This window comes from Bifidobacterium sp. VU/mBH4 (B4) (assembly GCF_058199535.1).
Genome location: NZ_JBVPQJ010000004.1, coordinates 88,040 through 107,891, shown reverse-complemented (window position 1 = coordinate 107,891; position 19,852 = coordinate 88,040). Strand labels below are relative to the sequence as shown.

Below are 19,852 nucleotides of genomic sequence, written 5' to 3'. Positions count from 1 at the left end.
GCATGAATATGGCGGAAAGGAAGCGGATTCACGGATGACGACAGCGACGAGGACCGAGAACGGGATGCCTGGGGACGACCAGGAGCATGCCGAAAAGGACGCTGGTCCCCATCTGGTGCTGGCCGGCGGGGGGACGGCAGGGCATGTCAACCCCCTGCTCAGCGTGGCTGCGGCCATTAGGGAGCGCTGCCCCCAGGCTGCTGTCAGCGTGATCGGCACTGCCGTCGGGCTGGAGCATGACCTGGTACCAGCCGCCGGCCTTCCCTTGGATTTGATTGAGAAGGTGCCCTTCCCTCGTCGTCCCAATAAAGCTGCCCTGGACTTCCCCCGGCGTTGGCGGCATGAGGTGAAGCGTGTCCGAGGGTATTTGCAGGATCGGTCGGCCGACCTGGTGGTAGGTTTTGGCGGCTATGCCTCGGCGCCGGCCTACAGGGCTGCACGGAACCTGGGCCTGCCCATCGTCGTCCACGAGCAGAACGCCCGGGCAGGCATGGCCAACAAACTGGGTGCTCGCTGGGCTGATTTCGTAGGCACGGCATATGAGGATACCGGCATCCGAGCCCGGGCCGGCGTGCCTGTGCGCCGCGTGGGTCTGCCCTTGCGGCCGGCCATCGCCCGACTGGCCAGGCAGATGGAGGTTGACCCCGCACGAGCCCGTCGGGAGTCTGCACAGTCCTTGGGTCTGGATCCCGACAGGCCCATTCTGTTGGTCACCGGAGGATCCTTGGGTGCGCTCAGCCTGAACAAGGCGGTGGCTGGCGCGGCAAGGCAGCTACTGGATCGAACCCAGGTCATCCATCTGACGGGCCGTGGCAAGGCCGACCAGGTCAGGGAGCAGGTGGCGGCTGACCTGGGCGATGCGGCCATCAACGATCTGGACCCGGCTCATCGGGGCCAGGGGGACTACCACATGGCCGAATACCTGGAGCGGATCGATCTGGCATTTGCCTGCGCTGATCTGGTGGTCTGCAGGGCTGGTGCCGGCTCTGTCAGCGAGCTGGCCGCCCTAGGCGTGCCCGCCGTCTATGTGCCCCTGCCCATCGGCAACGGCGAGCAGCGATTCAACGCCCAGCCAGTCGTTCAGGCCGGGGGAGGGCTCATGGTCGATGATGCGGCACTGGACGCCAAATGGGTGGCCCAGCACGTCCCTGCTCTTATGGCTGATAAGGATAGGCTGGCTGACATGCGCCGCCGGGCCTGGGAATACGGGATTCGCGATGCCGCTCAGGTGATGGCCGAGCAGATCCTGACCATGGCCGACCAAGGCATTGCTCGCAAGGACTCAGGGAGGGTCTAATCGGGCATAATGGAGGCAGGCGATTGGCGACCGTCCTAAATGGTCCTGAACTGTTGGAGGAGATGCAACTACTGTGCCCAAGCATGAATTGAATACTAGGCCCGGTCGGCAGGACGGCGGCGACCGGTCCCTACCGGTCCTGGACCCCTGTCTGCCTGCCTTGGCCCAGGCCGGAGTGCGCGACCCCAAGGATCTGGGGCCTACACACTTCATCGGCATCGGCGGGGCAGGGATGAGCGTGCTGGCCGAGATGCTCCGCCAGGAGGGGGTGCAGGTCTCCGGATCAGACCGTGCCGAGGGGGACAAGACCCGCCGCCTGCGTCAGCTGGGAATCCGTGTCGCCATTGGCCAGGATGCCCGCAACGTGGCCGGGGCTCGCACGGTGGTTTGGTCCAGTGCCATCAAGCCTGACAATCCCGAGATTCTGGCAGCGCGGGAGTCTGGTGCCCGGCTGGTCCATCGCAGCGACATTCTGGCCCTGCTCATGGCCTCCAGGATTTCGGTCACTGTGGCCGGTGCCCATGGCAAGACTACCACCAGCGCGCTCTTGGCCCACCTGCTGACCAAGGGCGGCCAAGGGGACCTGGCCGATCCCAGCTATGCCATCGGGGGAAGCCTCCAGAGCGGCCAGGGGCCCATGGACGGAGGCCATGTGGGAGCCGGGCGGGTCTTGGTGGCCGAGGCGGACGAGTCCGACGGCAGCTTTGGCAAGTACACTCCCGACATCGCCATCATCACCAACGTGGAGCCCGACCATCTGGACCACTACGGCACTGCTGATGCTTTCCACCAGGCCTTTGTGGAACATGCCCGGCATGCCCGCCGCTTCCTGGTGGTCTGCGGGGACGACCAGGGCGCCCTGGAGGTACTGCGGCGGCTGCACGGGGACTGCCAGGCGAAGGTCATCGTCTATGCATCCGATCCCCAGGTGAGTATTGACTCCCTGCCCGGGGCCCTGGGCCTGGTTCGCATCGAATCCGAGTCCGAAAGCAGCGGCAGCGGTCGTGAGCATTGCCGTCTGGCTCTCCCCGCGCAGGTGCTCCAGGCCGCAGGGTTGGATGCCAGCAAGCCGCTCGAATTGCAGGTGGACTTGGCGATTCCCGGCATCCACAACGCCCGCAATGCCGCCGCGGCAATCATCGCCGCCATCCTGCTGGGAATGGATCCTGATATGGCTGCCGCTTCTGCCGCCGACTTCCGCGGGGCTTCTCGACGCTTTGAGGTCCGCGGAATCCAGCATGGGGTCACCGTAGTGGACGATTACGCCCATCATCCTACGGAGATCGCCGCCCTGCTGACCGCCGCCAGACGGCGTTATCCGGGGCGGACCATCAGGGTGCTCTTCCAGCCTCACCTGTATTCGCGCACAGCCATCTTCGCCGACCGGTTCGCCGATGCTTTGTCCCTGGCGGACGATGTGACCGTAACCGACATCTTCCCCGCCCGCGAGCTGGCCAGCGATTTTCCGGGCGTGGATGCCGGGACCATCCCTGCCGCCGCTCGCAAGGCATCGAACCAGGAGTCCCAGGATTCCGGGAAGAGGTCGGCTGGAGCTGTTTTCCGGGCCTGCCCGGATATGCATCAGGCAGCTCTGGATCTGGCCGGGCGGGCAGAGCCGGGGGATGTGATCCTGACTGTGGGCGCCGGCGATGTCACCGCCATGGGACCGGTCATTCTTGACAAGCTTGCTGAACGGGACGAGCAGTGAAGACCGGCAAGGGTCGCAGCGCCTCCAGCAAAGCCTCTTCCAGAACCAGGGCCGTTCGGGCTGCCAAGGCTGCGCGGACAGCCCGGTCTGGGCGTACCAGGCCGTTGGGAGAGGAACAGCAGACCGGCAGAACCGCCAGATCGGGCAGGTCGACCGTTGGCGGTGCTGCGGGACTGGCAGGTAGCCGGTCCAAGGCTGAAAAAACAAGCGGCAAGGGCCGGCGTCTCAAGCGGTCCAGGCGTCTCAAAGGCCGTCCGAATCGTGCTAAGAACGCAGGCGGGTCCCGGACACGCAGCCCAAGGTCGGCCTCTTCATCCTCCCGCTCTCTGGTAAAAGGCAGCAGGGCCTCAGCCTCAAATGCTGTGGCATCCAAGTCTGCAGAATCTCGTTCGACCAGTTCTGCCGGCGGATTCGTCGATGCCAGGACCATACCGCCGGATCGACCCGTCTCTGGCAGGATAGGCACCGACCAGGAGGATCAGGGGCTGGGGATCTTCGTTCGGCCCAAGGTGTTGGACTTTCAGGCTCGGGTGCGTGAGAAGAAGAAGGTCAGCCGCCGGCTGGTCCTGATCCGGACAGCTGTCGTCCTCCTGGTCATGGCTCTGATTGCAGGACTGTCATGGCTGCTTTTTCTCTCGCCGGTCTTCCGCCTGCAGAATGACAAGATCGATGTCAGCGGCGGCAATGCATGGGTGTCCAACGATCGGGTGGCCTCAATCGTGGCTCATCAGGGGGATCGCTCGCTGCTGCTGATTTCCACTAATGGAGTCGAGCAGGAGATCAGCGGCATGGCCGGGGTGACCGATGCCAAGGTCCGCAAGAGTTTTCCGCACGGTCTGGAGGTGACCTTCGATGCCCAGGAGCCCACTGCGGTCTTCAAGGATGCGCAGGACAAACTGACGGCCGTCGATAGGCAGGGGAGGGTGCTCAATACTGTGTCCAAGCCGGTGAAGGGAGTGCCGGTCATCCAGGTGTCCACCGTCAATCGTGCCCAGCAGGATCAGGCGGTCAGGCAGACTCTGCGGATACTGTCGACCATGCCCGAGGCCATGCGTCATTCGGTGACCAAGGTGACTGCTGAAACCCAGGACTCCATCACCACCGAGCTGGACCAGGGCAACCATGTCATCATCTGGGGCGACGGCTCCGACCTGAAGCTCAAGCAGGCCGTGGTCGACAAGATCATCAACGATCCGTCCAAGATCGGCGACAAGCATCAGCTGGATGTGTCGGCGCCCCTGCGGCCCATTGTCAAATAGACGCTGTAGAAGCTGCCGGCTTCATCAGTTTGTCGGTGTCCAGCAGGATGGTCACAGGGCCGTCGTTGACCAGATCCACTCGCATGTGGGCGCCGAAGCGCCCAATGGCAACTGGCACGCCAGTCGCAGCCAGGGCCTGGTTTAGATCCTGCCAGACCTTTTGGGCATGCTGGGGTTCTCCCGCAGCCATGAAACTGGGGCGATTGCCACGATGCAGATCCGCATAGAGGGTGAACTGGGAAATGGAAAGGATGGAGCCGCCGCAGTCCAGGACCGACCGGTTCATTCGTCCTTCCTCATCGGCGAAGATGCGCATCCGGGTCAGCTTGCGGACGGCATAGTCCACTTGGGCATCGCCGTCGCAATCTTGGACGGCCACCAGGAGCAAGAGGCCTTTTCCGATGCTCTGTGGATGGAAATCAGGATCCGGCTGCCCCTGCTCGTCGACCACATCGACCCGGGCATGGCTGACCCGCTGTATGACGATTCTCATGGTTCCAGTCTAAAGACTTCAGCGTTGTTGTAGTGCCGCAGGGTACAGCTGGACCGGTACCTGGTGAGGGTCAGGCTGGAGACCCGTTTGAAGATCGGTGGGCAGCTTCAGGTCGAAGCCCACTATGCCCGTGTTACTTAGGTAATATGACGGGCACCGCTCTCAATTGACAATCTTGAGTCCGACCACGCAAGCGACCAGGCCGATGATGAGCAGAATGCGTGCCAGCGAAACAGGTTCCGATCCCGTGGCCATGGCGTATAGGACAGTCAAGGTAGCTCCGATACCGACCCAGACCGCGTATGCCGTGCTGGTAGAGATGTTGCGCATGGCAAAGGCTAGACCCATCATGCTGAGAATCAATCCAAGAATAAATACGATGTCAGGGACGATTTTGGTAAAACCTTGGGATTTACCTAGCGCAGTGGCCCAGACCGATTCACAGACGCCAGCGAATATGAGTACGATCCACGAGGACATGGCTCCCTTTCGGCAAGTCTTGTCGCTGTCCGGGTACTTGACCATCGTCCGGGAACCTGAATCAGATTCTTAACATCAGAGTAGCACGTGGGCGACTCTGATTGCGGACTAAGAAGGGGAGAGAGCGGTCGACGGTCCATTGCGAGAAGGAATCAGGGTTAGTTCAGGGTCGTTTCAGGGGTTTGCCGGATGTTGTCTTCAGCCTCGATCGACTATTCATGTAAATACAGGAATATAGCCGAGTGTACACACGAGGACGTGGCAGGTGAATGAAACATGACTTGGGCCTTACGTGATTTGAAAGCCAATAGTGGCATCTGGGCTGGCGTCTTTATCGTTCTTGCGGTCACCCAAACCCTGCTCTGTGCCATGAGCGTGAGCATGGGTGTCAACAGCTATTACCAGGGTTTGTCGGTCAAGACCAGGGATCCTGCCAAGAGTCTGGCTTCGGTCCTGAGTCTGGTCTTTCTCACGGTCATTGTGCTTGGCTGTCTGGTGATCAAGCACACCCTGCAAGCATCGATTCGCCAACGTCGGCAGGGGCTGGCCCTTCTTTCGCTGCTGGGCGCTACGCCTAAGCAGGTCCTGGTGCTTACGCTTTTGCAGGTGATGATTCTGGCTCTGCCGGCCTCCCTTGTTGCCGTGTCTCTTTCACCTGCGCTGGCTGGAAGGATCCTCGATTGGTATTCCACAGGGATGCGAATGCCGGTACACTTCGCTTTTATCTGGCACGGTTTTCCCAGGTCTGCCCTGACTGGTCTTGCAGTGGGATTGGCCACGGCCGTCTTGGCGACCAGCCGAACATTGCGGGATTTGGGGAAGACGACACCCGTCCGGGTGGTGCGCCGTGCTGAGGAGAGTGAATCGATTGACCGGCCCCGACATGGACGTGGTCTTGTATCCCTTTTCCTTGGGTTGGCCTTGCTGCTATTGCCATTGCCTGTCTTTGCCTATCTTTCGCGCAGCGGCTCTGGGTCCTTAGAGCCTAAGCAGGTCCAGGCGGTCATAAGTGCCGTTGGAAGTGGACCGCTGTTTGCTATTCTCTTGCTGCAGATTGCCTTGGCACGTTCTGGGGGGCCAGTTATAAGCAGGGTCACTCAACTTTGGACTGCTCTGGTCCCCTCGTCATCTGCTGTCTGGCGGATAGCGCGTTCACAGGCTGTGGCCAGGAGTCGAGACGCTACATTCGGCTCAACAGTTATAGCTCTGACTGCCTGTATGTTTCTGGTTGGTGGTCTGTTGGCTGCCGGAGGCACCAGTACCATCGCCATGAACAAGGTACCGGGAATAGAGAACGTCACATCGGGTGGAACCCTGGAGTTGCTCTATGGTTTCTGGGCAGCGCTGCTCGTCGCCCTAGTCGGCGTGATTGCTGGGTTCGCCATCGCCGCTCGGGATCGTGACCTCGATTTGGCGCTCCTGTCAATTGCCGGCGCAAACCCGCAGCAGCTGACTGCTATATCCATATTGGACGGCACCATCGTGATGACCACAGGCATTATCATCGCTGCGGGCGGCACCGGACTGGTCGGGCTGAGCACAGCTATGGTCTACTGGCCGCTTGTCCACAGCCTGTCCATGGTTTTTCCTTGGCAGTTCTTCCTTATATGCGGATTGCCGATCATTATCATCGGTTCGCTGGCGACCATGCTGACGGCGCGGCCTGCTTTGCGGCGCTCGCCCATAGCCATTCTGCAAGGGGCCGTAGGCGAATGATTCACACCAAGCATATGGAGTAGGTCTATAAAGATTGCTCCAGAGGTTTTGTTATGGACTGTTGATTGTCGCAAATGCAATAGGAAAGTTTCAGACCTCTTTGCCCGTCAAGCTGTTCTGTTCCCCTTCGTTGCGCAAAAATAGAAAGTTCTATGGGTTTGGATGTAGTAAGTGAGCCCTAATGATTATCCATGTTCCGTTACAGAATCAGGAAGTCTCCAGCATGCGGGCCTCTTGCACTACTGAAATGAAAGCTTCGGGTTCGTGCGCAAACCGGCCCAAGAACAACCCGTCGACAGCTGGCCATAATTCAGTCAGCAGCCCGGGTCCTGCCGAACCTCCATAAATTATGGATATTTTATCGTCGCACTGTTGGAAATGTTCAGAAATAGCAGTACATACTTCGCGCACATACTCTGTAGATGCGGGATGCTGGGCTCCTATGGCCCATATCGGTTCATATGCGACCCATAGCGGGCCTAGTTGATGACCATCTACAGCTTTATTGATTTCTTCGATACATACTTGTGATGCTTTCTCTTCATTCATGCGTTCTGGCTCGCCCACACACAACAATGGCGTCAGACCATTGCGCCAAGCAGCGGCCACCTTACCTGAGATAAGGGCATCGTCCTCGTGATAATATCTGCGACGTTCAACATGACCGATTTCTGCGATCGAAGCGCCCAGAGCAGCCAAATCTGAGCCGGATACTTCTCCTGTGTACGCTCCTCTGTCGTCGGGACAGACATCTTGAGCTCCGATTCGCACCCCTGCTGGTTTCAGCAACGATGCCGCTGAAGCAATCGTGAGAAAATCAGGAAGCACGGCCATAACGACAGAATCGGCGTCATGGATGGGCTTCAGTAGTTGACTCAGACGCTGACAATAGTCAAGCGTCTTCTTTCGGGGGAAATACATCTTGGTGCTTAAGGCAACGATTGCCATGACTTCTACTTTCGCATGATCGAATTATGAGTATCTAGTGTCAATTTGTTTGCAGGCATAGCTCCTGGACAGAAGCAGCGTCACTATTCCTGCAACGTCTTATCGCACAGGCGCGCAGAGACTTTTTTGAGCTGCCTACCGCGCGCCTGAACGTATCTATCCACTTGTACCGGCCGTCTTAGCAGGTTCCGAGAGTCCCTCGTTCATATTCGTTAATTCGGTCGACCTTAGGAGCGCTGCGCGATTTGGGGTCAAACGTATGACTCAGGTACTCGTCCATAAACATCTTGGCCGACTCCACTCCTACTACTTGTGCTCCCATTGAAATGAGATTCGCATTATTGCTGAGCACAGCTCGTTGAGCCTGATAGATATCCGTCACGCATGCACAATAAGCGCCGGGGACCTTGTTCGCGGCGATGGACACACCTATGCCGGTTCCGCACAGCAGAATGCCGCGGTCCTCTTCACCGGCTGCTACTGATTTCGCTACCGCTATGGCGGTGTTGGCATAAATAGGATCTCCTGAGGGGAAATCGACCACTTCATGACCGAGCCGCTCAGCCTCTTTTATCAAGGCCTGCTTGAGCTCAGTGGCATTGGGATCACAACCGAAAGCCAGCCTCATATCTACTCCTCTTTCCCTGAATTCTGTTCCTGTGAGCGTTTGTAATCCATGCGCATCTTGGCGTACACTGCAGCGACCCGAGTTGCCTCAATCATGCTGCGCCCCTGAGCGGTCCCTTTCCCGGCAATATCGAAGGCAGTGCCGTGATCTACGGAACTACGCATGAAGGGCAGCCCCAGCGTTATTGTCACTGCATGCTCGAAGTCCAAAGTTTTGCAGGCGATATGGCCCTGATCGTGGTACATCGAGAGAATACAGTCATTGTGACCGTCTAGATTCAGCGCGAAAATGGCATCAGCCGAAAGGGGGCCTTCTGCGCAGATTCCGAGCTTTTGTGCATCTTCGACAGCTGGGCGGATATCGGTGATTTCTTCGGTGCCGAACATACCGCCTTCGCCCACGTGGGGATTCAAGGCAGCGACGCCGATGGTCGGGTGCTTGAATCCGAGTTTCTTGAATTCTGTGTCGATATTCTTGAGAAACTCGAGAATGCGATCATGGTTGGCCAGATCGCAAGCCTTGCGTAAGGAAACATGGCGGCTGACGAAAAAGACACGCAGCTTATGGACGTTGAACATGGTTAAGGCATAAGGCGAATGCGTGAGCTCCTGATAGATCTCGGTATGCCCAATATAAGGAACGTCCGCCATTTTCAGCGCGGCCTTATTGATTGCTGCAGTGGAGACTGCATCGATCTTGCCGGCCATTCCTAGATCGATGGACTTGGTGATGTATGAGTAAGCGCGAAGAGCCGCATCACGCTGAGGGTAGCCATATTCAATCTTTGCGTCATTAGCCACATCGGTCTGCAGCAGATCGACTGTACCATAGCGGTAATATGCTTCGCTGGGGTCACTAATCATGTGGATCTTCAGAGCATCTACATTGCATACTTTCATAGCCTGCTCAAAGCTGTCGCGATGCCCGATGACGAATGGTTTGCATATGTCGTAAATCATTGCGGACCTCATGGTCTGCACTACAGTTTCAGGACCGATTCCAGCTGGATCGCCAAGGGTTATGGCCATGACTGGCTTTTGCAATTCTTCGCTCATATCAAATAGTTGCTTTCTCTGATTGGTTTATTTGGACATGCTGTTCATCGAAAAGGCGGTTGACGACCTGAAGGGAGGTCTCTTCTACGCCGGTCAATCCTCCTTTGCATATGACTGGCGTGCCCGAGAAGGGTCCGCCGACAATAACTGATTGATCTACTTGAGGGATGAGGTAATCGACCATGTGTAGCCCCTGCGCCTCGATGGCCTTGCAGAAACGCACCGTTGTGTCGCCGCCCGTCAGATAAAAGCCGGCGCAACGTTCGGGAGTAACTATGTTGGCCACTGTGCGGGCGACTTCACTGAATTTTTCCGTTATCAGATTGGAAGCTTCTTCGGCAGGGAGACCGCTGATTTTCGTCAATTCGTCAGGTTTGGCGGGAAGTTTGTCTTCCAAGGCGTTGTCAACAGCCAGAAGTACTACCCTTGGCTGGTGAGAGCTTGGCGATAATATTTGCATGGCTTGTTCTTCGACTCGCTGCATTTCCTTGCTGCATACTGACGGCTGATTCGAAATCAGCTTCATGGGATCGACTGAAAGAACCGCTGTGCCGGGCTCCGCAGCCAAACGCATCATCTGCATTCTGGTGGTCTTCGTGGCGCTGCCGGCGCAGGTGAGCACGATGCCATTGTCGAATTCGCTGGCCTCGGTACGTACTGATCGATCAGGGCGAAGATTCGGATGAATGGAGCTGTGCCTCATGGCCAATGCCAGGGTAAACGGTCCCGGATCGACCGCAACCACTTTCCAGCCCAAATCGACGACGGCATCGGCGATCCACTGAATCTCCTGCAATGTAGCGGCATCAATCACAAAGACCCTACGGCCTCTCGCCCGTTGCAGCAGCAGTTGAGCTGCTATGGTATGGGCGCCGAGCACTATATCGTCGACAGGGACATAAGCCACCCTTTGCTTCATTTGAGACTGCACAAGATTGCGCACATCAGAAAGCACCACAGGTGTGCGCACATCATGTGCGACGTCGGTCATTGCTAGGGGAATCGAGTCAATCAGCAGATATCCGCCGATCATGACTTTTTTCGATTGAGGCATCGCCGGCACCACCAGAGCGACATAGTCGTCATCTAGGGCCGACAGCATTCCTTCCACCTCAGCACCTATGTTGCCGCGCATGGTGGTGTCGATGCGTTTGGAAAACTGTGTGGCGCCGAGTGAAAGTAAACTCTGTGTGGCTTCACGAACCGCTTTGTATGCTTCCTCTGGCTTCATGGCACGAGAATCAGTGCTGGTGATAATCACGTCTTCGTTGGGGCTTACGATATCCGCCATGGTTCGCGCGTCGTAGCACAATGTCGGCTCTATTCCTTCTCGCGCCAGCAGTGCTCCCACGGTAGTACCACCAGTGACGTCGTCGGCCACAATGCCAAGTTCGGTCATCATTACTCCTTTACTGCTTTCAAAGCTGTACTGATGGGACGAAAAAACTCATTCAGCAGCTGCTTCCACTTTGACGGCCTCGTCCTTTTTTGGCTCAACAGCAGGTTTGAACTCGGTTAATGTGAGCAGAATGAAGAAAGCGAGGACCAATATCAGTACGAAATAGCTGAAGGCCACGGTGTAATTGTGCGTGGCATCGAGCAGTGCACCGACGATCAGCGGAGCGAAGAACCCACCGAGATTGCCGCCGCTGTTGATGATTGAAATGGCAAATGGATAGGTGGAATCGGTTGTTATATTCATTGCAAAGGACGTAAAGCCGGACCAACCGATGTTGAGGAAGAAACCGGCAAGAATCAGTACGATTGCTAATAGTGCGGTGCTGTTGGGCGTAATCAGCAGAATTGCCATCATTACCGCTGTCATCAGGGCTGTAATCAGCATTGCCGGCTTCCTGCGTCCACGGAAAATACGATCTGAGACAAAACCGCCAAGAACAGCGCCGATCAGACCTCCGATGTACGGAGTGGACGACATCCAGCCCATGGAAATGGTTCCATAGCCTCGCGCGCTCTTCAAATAGTCAGGAATCCAGGTAATCATCCCATAGAGCACGTTGTTCATGCAGAAGTAGGCAAGCGTAACGCCCCAGATGTTCCAGGACTTGAGCACTTCGCCGTTACGATGGAGACGACGGCCCTGGCGCAGTCGGATAACCTTGTCGATCCAGCCCATATTGCCGAAATCGACCGCTGTGGCCTTGCCTCCGTTCTTGTCGCCTTCGATATATTCAAGCTCAGCTTTGTTGACGTGCCTGCTCTCTCTGGGGTGAGAACGGACGACCAGATAAAATACCAAGGCCATGATGAATCCGGGGACAGAGAACCAGATAAAAACAGATCTCCAGCCAAATGCCTGTGCCAGGAACACGGAAACTATTGGGACAAGAATGGGGGCCACCATAGTGGAGCCGATGTAGACACCTGTCGCGATGCCCTTTTCTTTCAGAGGGAACCATGAATTGATCGTTGATGTCATGCCAACGGGCGTGGGTCCTTCAATCAGTCCGAGGAGCAAGCGCAGGACCAGCAGCGCCAACGCTCCACCCACATGGCCCATGAGGAATGTGACGATCGAAAAACCTAGAATCGCCACGGAAACGATTTTCCTGGTGCCAAACTTACCCATAACCAAGCCGGCGGGAATTTGCGAAACAGCATATCCCAGGAAGAAGAGGCTGGATACTGCTCCTGCCTCAAAGTTTGAAATCTGGAATTCGCTTCTCATCATTGGCAGGACGGCACCGATATTGGAGCGATCTGCCATGCAAATAACGTAGCCTACGAAGATTGTCGAAAGGACAACCCAGCGATAACCGCTACGGTGCGGTTGTGCCGCTTTCTGTGTAGATGCCATATATGCTTCCTTGCAATATGAGTTCGGTTGAAACATGAAAATTTATATCAATTGTTCTTGTGATTTGAAACCTGATCCTGTATTTTTGAGAAAAGAAGTCAAAATACTGTAGCGAAGATGATACAAATGACGAATAAAGCTGATAATGAAATGTCTCATGACCGACTTGCCGATGTGGCGGAATTGTATTGGATCCAAGGGCTAAAGATAGAACGAGTGGCACGGGAGTTGGGTATTTCACGTTCAACGGTTTCCAGACTCATTGCAAGGGCCAGAAAGGAGCATGTCATTGAATTCGTTGTCCATAGAACAAAGAATTCAGCACTTGAGTTGGAGAACCGGCTCATCCAGAAATACCATGTCCGAGTACTCGTTGCCGATACCAGCGACAATGCAGACAACACATTGAAAAGAATGGCTGTAGGAAAATGCGCAGCTATCTGGCTCAATACTCTTGTTCATTCCAACACCACAATCGGGGTTGCCTGGGGCCGCACTATAGAGGCTATGTCCTTGCAATTGCAACAGCGTCATTTGCCCGGCATGCGAATACTTCAGCTGCACGGGTTCGGTAACTCGCAGACCTTCGGAGAGAACTATGCCACCCAGATTCTTTCGCGGTTTCATAAGAACTTTGATGCATCAGTGCGACTTCTTCCGCTTCCCGCTATTTTCGACTCTGAAAATACCCGGAATCTCATGTATCAGGAATCGAGCATACGTAAGATTCTTGAATTGCGGAAACACATGAATATGATGGTTACCTCTGTCGGCACACCGAACGGATCTGACCCGAGCCCGTTGTTTACGCCAGGACTGTTGAGCAGTAAAGACATCAAGGTCCTGCATGAGCAAAAGGTGATCGGTAATCTTGCATCCACTTTTTACCGGGCCGATGGCAGTACCAGTGACATCGACCTGAACAGCAGATCGACCGGATTGAACCGCACCGAGCTGATGAGTGTGGCAACGCGGTTGTTTCTTGTAGCTAGCCCCAGTAAAGTCCGAGCTCTGCATGTCGCTCTCAGGTCCGGATTTGTAACACATCTGGTGGTCGACCGTCAAACCGCTGCGGCCCTGCTTGATTTATAAATAATCCGAGTGCGGAATGGGTATTTGTTATGTGCACATCGATGATTGGGTAGTGTATCCAGGTGCGTATGTCACTCTGACATGGAGGTGACGTATGGGCTTCGTTTTCAGACCAAGAAAATGATGTATGATAAAGCTATCTAATGAAATAGGCTCGTACTCGGGCAATGAGTACGAGCCTACGATCAGTAGATCGGCGGATTAGTGTCTGGTACGTTTGGGTGTAATCCAAACAGTTGTTCTCGGGTGCCTTTCGGCATAAGGTATGGTTACATACCTTCCAGTCCCAGCATCTTGTGGCTGGATCCGCCTATGCATGTGCTTGGTCATTTCGCCTCCTTTCCGGATTGAATCTGTAGGTTGATGGCACGCGCGCCATCTTCCTGGTTCACCCTTTATCTTACACCATCAATCTACTAAATATGGGGTTATTAGAGAAAAAAAACACTATATTTAGTGTTTTATATTTCATGTGTAATCAATATATAACGCGAATTAGCAGAATCAGACGTACTGCGCCTGGTGAAGCTGTGATGTACCTGGTAGTGGATGCCAGCAGGATCATCTGTGATAGGCGCAAAGGCTGGGGCCGATAAAAGGATAAGAAAAGACTCGGATAAGGTATTGGAAGCTGTAGAGAGTTGTAAGACATGAATATCTCTCAATCCGTGGATGACGGTCGCATTTGGTGCTTGTACTCTTTCTAGCTCCAATGCGGAAAAGTGTAGTCAATCTGTTTAGTTGTGTGGTGGATTATATTTGAGACCACAATTTGTTTTATGTTATGACTCAAATATGTCACAGTATCAATTGGCGTGTGACAGTTCTTAGCAACATTCGTTTGAATAGTTTTAAAGGTCACCCCCCCCCCCCGGCTTGGGCTAGGGACTCTTGCCGCATTCGTTAATTTGGATTAGTGAGGGAAATATGTGTTTTGATATTCAATATTAGTGAGCTCAAGGTCCGTTCTGGATTCTCAAGCATCGAATAGTCGAGCCGTTGCTGTACAAGGGTTGCAAGTTTATTGAGCTATTTTGTCACTCTTATGCTTAGTTCACGAAGTCGATAACTCAATATGTTAGCATGAGTGATATCCGCTAGTCGGCTCACAAGCAAAAGTAATGCATGAATTTTTTAGTAGGTCTAGCTCTAGATCTAGCCGTGCCAGATATTAATAATGCCATCGAGTATCAATCTGTCAACGGTAGGGCAGTACAAGATTTTTAGCAAAAGGTGCCACTCCTGAGCAGGAGCGGCACTTCGCGATTTGGTGGAGCTGCGGGGAATTGAACCCCGGTCCGGTGACCGCACCCTCAGTCTTCTACGTGCGTAGTCTGCTGGCCTTTGTGGCTATCTGTCTGCCCCCACCTGTGTCGCAGACAACCGGTGGCGGGCATAGCCGCAGTAAAAGTCCCCGAACCGTCCTGTGGCGCAGCAGTTCAGGCAAGTCTTCTTAATGACGCTCAGCATCCCCCCGAAGGCGAAGGGGAGTGAACGGAGCAGCTGCTCACTGGTTAATCCTGGCGCGAAGCTCAGGCAGCGAGAGCGAACTCAGTGCGGTTAGATTTAGCACTTGTTGTTTGCGGGAGGACATTAACGAGCGGACCCCCGCGTTCTCGGCACGCTTCCCTGCGACGAACAGGTCACCGTCGAAACCGATCAGCCCCAATCTTGAATTATCAAGCTCTGCCGGTGCCATTACGGACCGGCCTCGTCAGTATACAACACATGGACGCTGCGGATATTCCCACTTCTCCCTGGGCATTGACTTGAATCCTGGTCAAGCCACAGAGCCCAGTCGACTGGTGGCATAGTCGCTGAAGGCGTGCACCTCCTCCACATCCTCGTGAAAGGCCTCCCGCTTGGTGTCGTTAAAGAGGTAAATATTGAAACGAGGCATGTCATCACCGGCGAAGGGGATGAAGCGCAGACCATCGCCAGGGTGTACGCCAGCCGAGGTGATCAAGCTGCAGACCAGGCCGGATGTGGTTACCATCTTCAAGGTCTCTACGTCCGAGACCTCGATTAGGTGGCTGACTGGTTCAGACAGGTGAATCAGCCGTTCAGCTGCCTGGGCATGGACGAAATCGCGGTTGAGGGTGGCGAAAGGGACGTCCCCGGGAAGCATGGCCAGATCCTCGGGGTGCAGACTGGTCATTCCTGCCGTGCCCAGTCGTTCAACCATGGACTGGGTGCAGACCATGCCGAAAGGGTAGGAGGCCAGCTTGGTCGTTTCAACGCCATCCACGCTCAGCGATTCGTCCACGCTGGCAACAGCCCCGTAGTCCACGCGATGGGCCTCTATCTGGCCCAGGAGCTTTTGGGATCCTATGGTTTCTACGGTCGTGTTCTTGTCTGGTTCGGACTGCTTCTGCTGCCCTTGTCCGGAGCTCAGCAGCGATGAGATGATGGGAGGCAGGCCGATGGTGCGCCGCCGAATCCCGGTTCTCGCAGCCAAGGCCTCAGGCAGGGAGTTGATCAGATCCAGGGCCTGGCCGACATGATCCACCACCGTTCTTCCTGCCTGGGTGAGCTGTGTGCCATCACCTGCTCCGAAGCGTTGCCTTTGGACCAGCCTGGTTCCTAGGCGCTTTTCCAGTCTTCTGATGGCCTGCGAGACCGCAGGCTGGGAGATGCCCGCCTCCAACGCGACGTCGGTGAAACTGCCGTACCGGGCCAGCATGGTAAGCAGCTCGAGGTCGCGGACATTATCCATATAGGTCATGAGCCGCTTCCCTTGATTGTTGCTCAGATTATTATTGCTTATCCGTCAACTTTGGCGAAAGACTACTTATCATCAGACTATCATCGTCAGCCGGACTTAAGAAGATTGACCCTTGAGAATATTGACAGGGCCTGACTCATGATTGGGGTCCGGTCGCCGCGATCATAGGTGATGAACCGTGACGGTCGGACCCCAATCTCAACATCGCAAGAAGCGAAGGTGACGGTTTCGCTCAGGCGTCGTAGTGCCACTGGGCCTTGGCCACGGCGGCGTCCACATCCTCGATCGGTTCCCGGTTCAGGCCTTCTTGGACTGCCTGTGCAGCCACAGCAGTGGCGACCCGACGCGAGATTTCCTTGAGATCGGCCACCGGAGGCAGCACTGCGGTTCCTGGCTTGTCCACGTCGATCATGTCGGAGATGGCGTAGGCTGCTGCCAAAAGCATCCCCTTGGTGACCAGCCGTGCCTTGGCGACGATGGCCCCGAAGCAGATGCCGGGATACATGAGGGCGTTGTTGCCCTGTCCGATGGAATAGGTGACGCCCTGGTAGTCAACCGGCTTTGAGGGGGTGCCGGTGATGACGAAACCGCGGCCGTGGGTCCAGGCGATCACGTCGGCAGCCTTGGCCTCGGCCAGTTCCGTGGGGTTGGAGATGGGGCAGATCAGCGGCCGTTCCACATGCTTGGCCATGGCTTCCACAACGTTCTGGTCAAAGGCTCCAGGCTTGGTCGAGGTGCCGATGAGCACCGTGGGTTGGAAGGCGTCGACAACCTGCGCCAGCGAGGTCTTGTCGGTGACCGAGGCGAACTCATTTGGCTTGCGTGCATAACGGGTTTGGCCCTCGGTCAGATCATCCTGGCCCTGCTCGATCAGACCCTGACGGTCGAAGAGCAGGACCCTGCTGCGCGCGGTCTCGGTATCCATGCCTTGGCGGATGATCAGGTCATCCACGATCTGGTCGGCGATGCCCACGCCTGCGGTCCCTGCGCCGAAGACCATGATCTTGGTGTCCTTGGGGTCGGTTCCGGCGATTTTTCTGGCGGCGATCAGTGCGGCCAGGACGGTCACGCCAGTGCCCTGGATGTCGTCATTCAGGGTCAGGATCCGGTCCTGGTAACGCTTGAGGACGGGTGCGGCCTCGGGCCTGCCGAAGTCCTCCCAGTGGATCAGGGCCTGCGGGTAGCGCTGGAGGACCTGTTGGACGAAGTCATCGATGAAGTCGTCATAGCGCTGGCCTCTGACTCTGGCGAAGTGGTTGCCCACGTAGTCGGGATTATCCAGCAGGGCCTGGCGGTTGGTGCCGACATCCACCATCACCGGCAGAACGCGCGAAGGGTCAATGCCGGCAGCAGCGGTGTAAACCGCCAGCTTGCCCGTCAGGATCTCAGCGCCCTGAGCGCCCCAGTCGCCGATGCCAAGAATGCCTTCCGCGTCGGTGCAGACCACCAGGTCAATGGGCCGATCGCCGGCGTACTGGTCCAGGGCATCGCCGATCCCCTCGGGATGATCGATGGAGATGTAGGCCACATCGCTGCCCGAATAGAACTCGTCGTAGCGTTGGATGGACTGGGCCACGGTGGGGGCGTAGACGATGGGCATGTACTCGGTCAGGTGCTTGTCCATGCTCCTGTAGAAAAGCCGACGGTCGGTGCGGCAGATGCTCATCAGATAGAGCCGCTTGTCCAGATCGGTGGGCTGGGCCAGGAAGCGGCGGTAGACGATGCGCTCGCGCTGTTCGTCATCCTGTACGGCAGCAGGCAGCAGCCCGTCCAGTTTTAGCTCGCGCCGTTGCTCATAGTCGAATCCCAGTCCCCGGTTGGCATAGGAATCGTTGATGGTATCGAATCCTGTCATGGTCTCACTTGTCCTTCACGATCGGGGCCGGCCGCGTTGCCGGACCTCTGCAATCAGCCTAGAAAAGCCTTGGACACACCGGCAAATAAGCAGAATCTATATGCGTTTAAGCCCCTTTTGCCGCTCTTTGACGGGCCTTGGAGGTCATAGGCGGCCGCCAGTCATGACGCTCCCTCATATAGGCAATGCTTATTTGTCGCCCCCGCCGCCTGCCGCATAGCATAAGTCCACATGAGCAAACCGACGAAGAGGTCGGTGGTTTCCAGGCGGTCATACGCCGGATCATGAGCGAAGGAGCAATGATGGGTGAAACAGCACGAACACATGAGGGCAGGGGAGACCCCCAGGCAGAGGCCAGCCAGCCTTTCAACACGAGCCAGCTGGTCAAGGCTTTGATCTGCGTTGCGATAGGACTGGTCATTTTTCTAATTCCGCCTCCCAAAGGGCTGACAGCCCAGGGCATGCACATGCTGGGAGTCTTCGTGGGCACCATCCTAGGGCTGATTCTGCAGCCTCTGCCCACATCAGCGGTGGCCATCATCGGCATGACCGTGGGGATGCTGACTGGTGCTCTGGATCCCAAGAAGGCGGCTTTCAACGGACTTGGCAGTGCCTCCATCTGGCTGATTGTGGCGGCCTTCTTCATCGCCCAGGGCTTTGTCTCTACCGGACTGGGCCGTAGGATTGCTCTGGTCTTTCTATCTCGATTAGGCAAGTCCAGCCTGGGCACAGCATACGGACTCTCGGCTGCCGACCTGGTCCTGGCTCCTGCCACCCCGTCAAACACGGCTCGTCTGGGCGGCATTCTATTTCCGATCATCACCTCCATCAGCGACGTGCAGGGTTCAAAGCCTGACACTGACGAATCCCGGCGGCGCATCGGTGCCTACCTGGCGATCACGGCCAACAACGTCAACGCCATCACTTCGGCCATGTTCCTCACGGCCATGGCGGCCGGCCCTGTTGTCGGACAGCTGGCCCAGAAGTTCCATGTGGACATCGGATGGGGCACCTGGGCCCTGGCTGGCATCGTGCCTGGCCTGATCTGCCTGATCATCATCCCCGCCCTGATCTACCGCATCTTCCCGCCAACCTTGAAGAACGTTCCTCAGGCTCAGGAGGATGCCAAGGACGAGCTCAAGGGAATGGGTCCGCTGAGCATGCACGAGTGGATCATGACCGTGACCTTCCTGGTCATGCTGGTTCTGTGGGCGACCGGTTCGGTGATCCATATCAACTCCACCACCGTGGCTTTCCTGGGCGTGGCCGTGCTGTTGTGCACCAAGATCATCACCTGGCAGGATATGGTGGCCAACAAGTCCGCCTGGTCCACGTTGATCTTCTTCGGCGTCCTGGTAGGAATGGCGGAACCGCTGAACACCCTGGGCGTCACCACCTGGGCGGGGGAGATCATCGCCGGACTGGTCAAGGGCCTGCCCTGGGTGCTGGTCCTGGTCATTCTGACGGTCTTCTACTTCCTCATCCACTACATGTTCGCTTCCGAGCTGGCTCAGGTGGCGGCCATATACACGCTCTTCGTCAGCGTGGCCGTGGCTGCGGGGGTTCCCGCCATGCCTGCAGCGCTGATGCTGGGATGCGCCAGCGGTCTGATCGGTGCTATGACCCATTACGCCTCCGGACCGGCGGCCTTGATTTACGGTGCCGGATACGTCAAGACCTCTGAGTTCCTGCGGATCGGCCTGATCTGCGGACTGGTGACCGTGGCCATCTTCCTGACCGTGGGTCTGGGCTGGTGGCGGCTCATCGGCATCTGGTAAATC

Annotated in this window: 15 protein-coding genes, 1 other RNA gene, 1 pseudogene and 1 riboswitch; of the genes and pseudogenes, 7 read left to right on the top strand and 10 right to left on the bottom strand. The window is 56.5% G+C overall.

Going from position 1 to position 19,852, the window contains the following annotated elements; translation table 11 throughout:
- Nucleotides 1–64 precede the first annotated feature (64 nt).
- From AC0AII_RS06270 to AC0AII_RS06260, 3 genes are all read left to right on the top strand, one after another.
- Nucleotides 65–1,297, top strand: a complete 1,233-nt coding sequence (locus tag AC0AII_RS06270; protein WP_490446589.1) for a UDP-N-acetylglucosamine--N-acetylmuramyl-(pentapeptide) pyrophosphoryl-undecaprenol N-acetylglucosamine transferase — start codon at nucleotides 65–67, stop codon at nucleotides 1,295–1,297.
- Between the two features lie 88 nt (nucleotides 1,298–1,385).
- Complete coding sequence (murC, locus tag AC0AII_RS06265) at nucleotides 1,386–3,005, top strand: UDP-N-acetylmuramate--L-alanine ligase (protein ID WP_490446588.1); 1,620 nt, start codon at nucleotides 1,386–1,388, stop codon at nucleotides 3,003–3,005.
- Between the two features lie 362 nt (nucleotides 3,006–3,367).
- Complete coding sequence (locus AC0AII_RS06260; RefSeq protein WP_490446511.1) at nucleotides 3,368–4,264, top strand: cell division protein FtsQ/DivIB; 897 nt, start codon at nucleotides 3,368–3,370, stop codon at nucleotides 4,262–4,264.
- Here AC0AII_RS06260 and dtd read toward each other — a convergent pair.
- Both dtd and AC0AII_RS06250 read right to left on the bottom strand, forming a co-directional pair.
- Nucleotides 4,257–4,757 (bottom strand): D-aminoacyl-tRNA deacylase, encoded by a 501-nt coding sequence (gene dtd, locus AC0AII_RS06255; protein ID WP_490446510.1) that lies wholly within the window; start codon nucleotides 4,755–4,757, stop codon nucleotides 4,257–4,259. The genes AC0AII_RS06260 and dtd overlap by 8 nt on opposite strands.
- Nucleotides 4,758–4,919: 162 nt before the next feature.
- The gene (locus AC0AII_RS06250) at nucleotides 4,920–5,237 is read right to left on the bottom strand and encodes a DMT family transporter (RefSeq protein WP_490446509.1); all 318 of its coding nucleotides are present in this window, start codon (nucleotides 5,235–5,237) and stop codon (nucleotides 4,920–4,922) included.
- Nucleotides 5,238–5,245: 8 nt separating this feature from the next.
- Nucleotides 5,246–5,309: riboswitch (guanidine-III (ykkC-III) riboswitch) on the bottom strand.
- A gap of 204 nt (nucleotides 5,310–5,513) precedes the next feature.
- Between AC0AII_RS06250 and AC0AII_RS06245 the strand changes: the two are divergent.
- Nucleotides 5,514–6,035 (top strand): annotated as a pseudogene (locus AC0AII_RS06245) (FtsX-like permease family protein); the annotation flags it as partial.
- Between the two features lie 420 nt (nucleotides 6,036–6,455).
- Entirely contained in the window at nucleotides 6,456–6,953 is a 498-nt protein-coding gene (locus AC0AII_RS06240) for an FtsX-like permease family protein (RefSeq protein WP_490446587.1), read from the top strand.
- 207 nt (nucleotides 6,954–7,160) lie between these two features.
- Here the strand turns inward: AC0AII_RS06240 and AC0AII_RS06235 are convergent, their stop codons facing one another.
- From AC0AII_RS06235 to AC0AII_RS06215, 5 genes are all read right to left on the bottom strand, one after another.
- Nucleotides 7,161–7,901, bottom strand: a complete 741-nt coding sequence (locus tag AC0AII_RS06235) for a triose-phosphate isomerase family protein (RefSeq protein WP_490446508.1) — start codon at nucleotides 7,899–7,901, stop codon at nucleotides 7,161–7,163.
- Between the two features lie 178 nt (nucleotides 7,902–8,079).
- Nucleotides 8,080–8,529, bottom strand: a complete 450-nt coding sequence (locus tag AC0AII_RS06230) for an RpiB/LacA/LacB family sugar-phosphate isomerase (RefSeq protein WP_490446507.1) — start codon at nucleotides 8,527–8,529, stop codon at nucleotides 8,080–8,082.
- 2 nt (nucleotides 8,530–8,531) lie between these two features.
- Nucleotides 8,532–9,584, bottom strand: a complete 1,053-nt coding sequence (pdxA, locus tag AC0AII_RS06225) for a 4-hydroxythreonine-4-phosphate dehydrogenase PdxA (protein ID WP_490446506.1) — start codon at nucleotides 9,582–9,584, stop codon at nucleotides 8,532–8,534.
- Between the two features lies 1 nt (nucleotide 9,585).
- Nucleotides 9,586–10,983, bottom strand: a complete 1,398-nt coding sequence (locus tag AC0AII_RS06220; protein WP_490446505.1) for a four-carbon acid sugar kinase family protein — start codon at nucleotides 10,981–10,983, stop codon at nucleotides 9,586–9,588.
- Nucleotides 10,984–11,031: 48 nt separating this feature from the next.
- A complete protein-coding gene (locus AC0AII_RS06215) occupies nucleotides 11,032–12,399 on the bottom strand; it encodes an MFS transporter (protein WP_490446504.1) in 1,368 nt (455 codons plus the stop codon).
- Nucleotides 12,400–12,525: 126 nt separating this feature from the next.
- On the opposite strand from AC0AII_RS06215, the gene AC0AII_RS06210 reads away from it, so the two are divergent.
- Nucleotides 12,526–13,491, top strand: coding sequence for a sugar-binding transcriptional regulator (locus tag AC0AII_RS06210; protein ID WP_490446503.1), 966 nt, complete (start codon nucleotides 12,526–12,528; stop codon nucleotides 13,489–13,491).
- Between the two features lie 1,268 nt (nucleotides 13,492–14,759).
- On the opposite strand, the gene ssrA is transcribed toward AC0AII_RS06210, so the two are convergent.
- The 3 genes from ssrA to AC0AII_RS06195 all read right to left on the bottom strand — a co-directional run bounded on the left by ssrA (nucleotide 14,760) and on the right by AC0AII_RS06195 (nucleotide 18,071).
- Nucleotides 14,760–15,158: a transfer-messenger RNA gene (ssrA, locus tag AC0AII_RS06205) on the bottom strand.
- A gap of 113 nt (nucleotides 15,159–15,271) precedes the next feature.
- A complete protein-coding gene (locus AC0AII_RS06200; RefSeq protein WP_490446502.1) occupies nucleotides 15,272–16,216 on the bottom strand; it encodes a LysR family transcriptional regulator in 945 nt (314 codons plus the stop codon).
- A gap of 232 nt (nucleotides 16,217–16,448) precedes the next feature.
- The gene (locus tag AC0AII_RS06195) at nucleotides 16,449–18,071 is read right to left on the bottom strand and encodes an NAD-dependent malic enzyme (protein ID WP_490446501.1); all 1,623 of its coding nucleotides are present in this window, start codon (nucleotides 18,069–18,071) and stop codon (nucleotides 16,449–16,451) included.
- Between the two features lie 302 nt (nucleotides 18,072–18,373).
- Between AC0AII_RS06195 and AC0AII_RS06190 the strand changes: the two genes are divergently transcribed.
- A complete protein-coding gene (locus AC0AII_RS06190) occupies nucleotides 18,374–19,849 on the top strand; it encodes a DASS family sodium-coupled anion symporter (RefSeq protein WP_490446500.1) in 1,476 nt (491 codons plus the stop codon).
- Nucleotides 19,850–19,852: the final 3 nt, after the last annotated feature.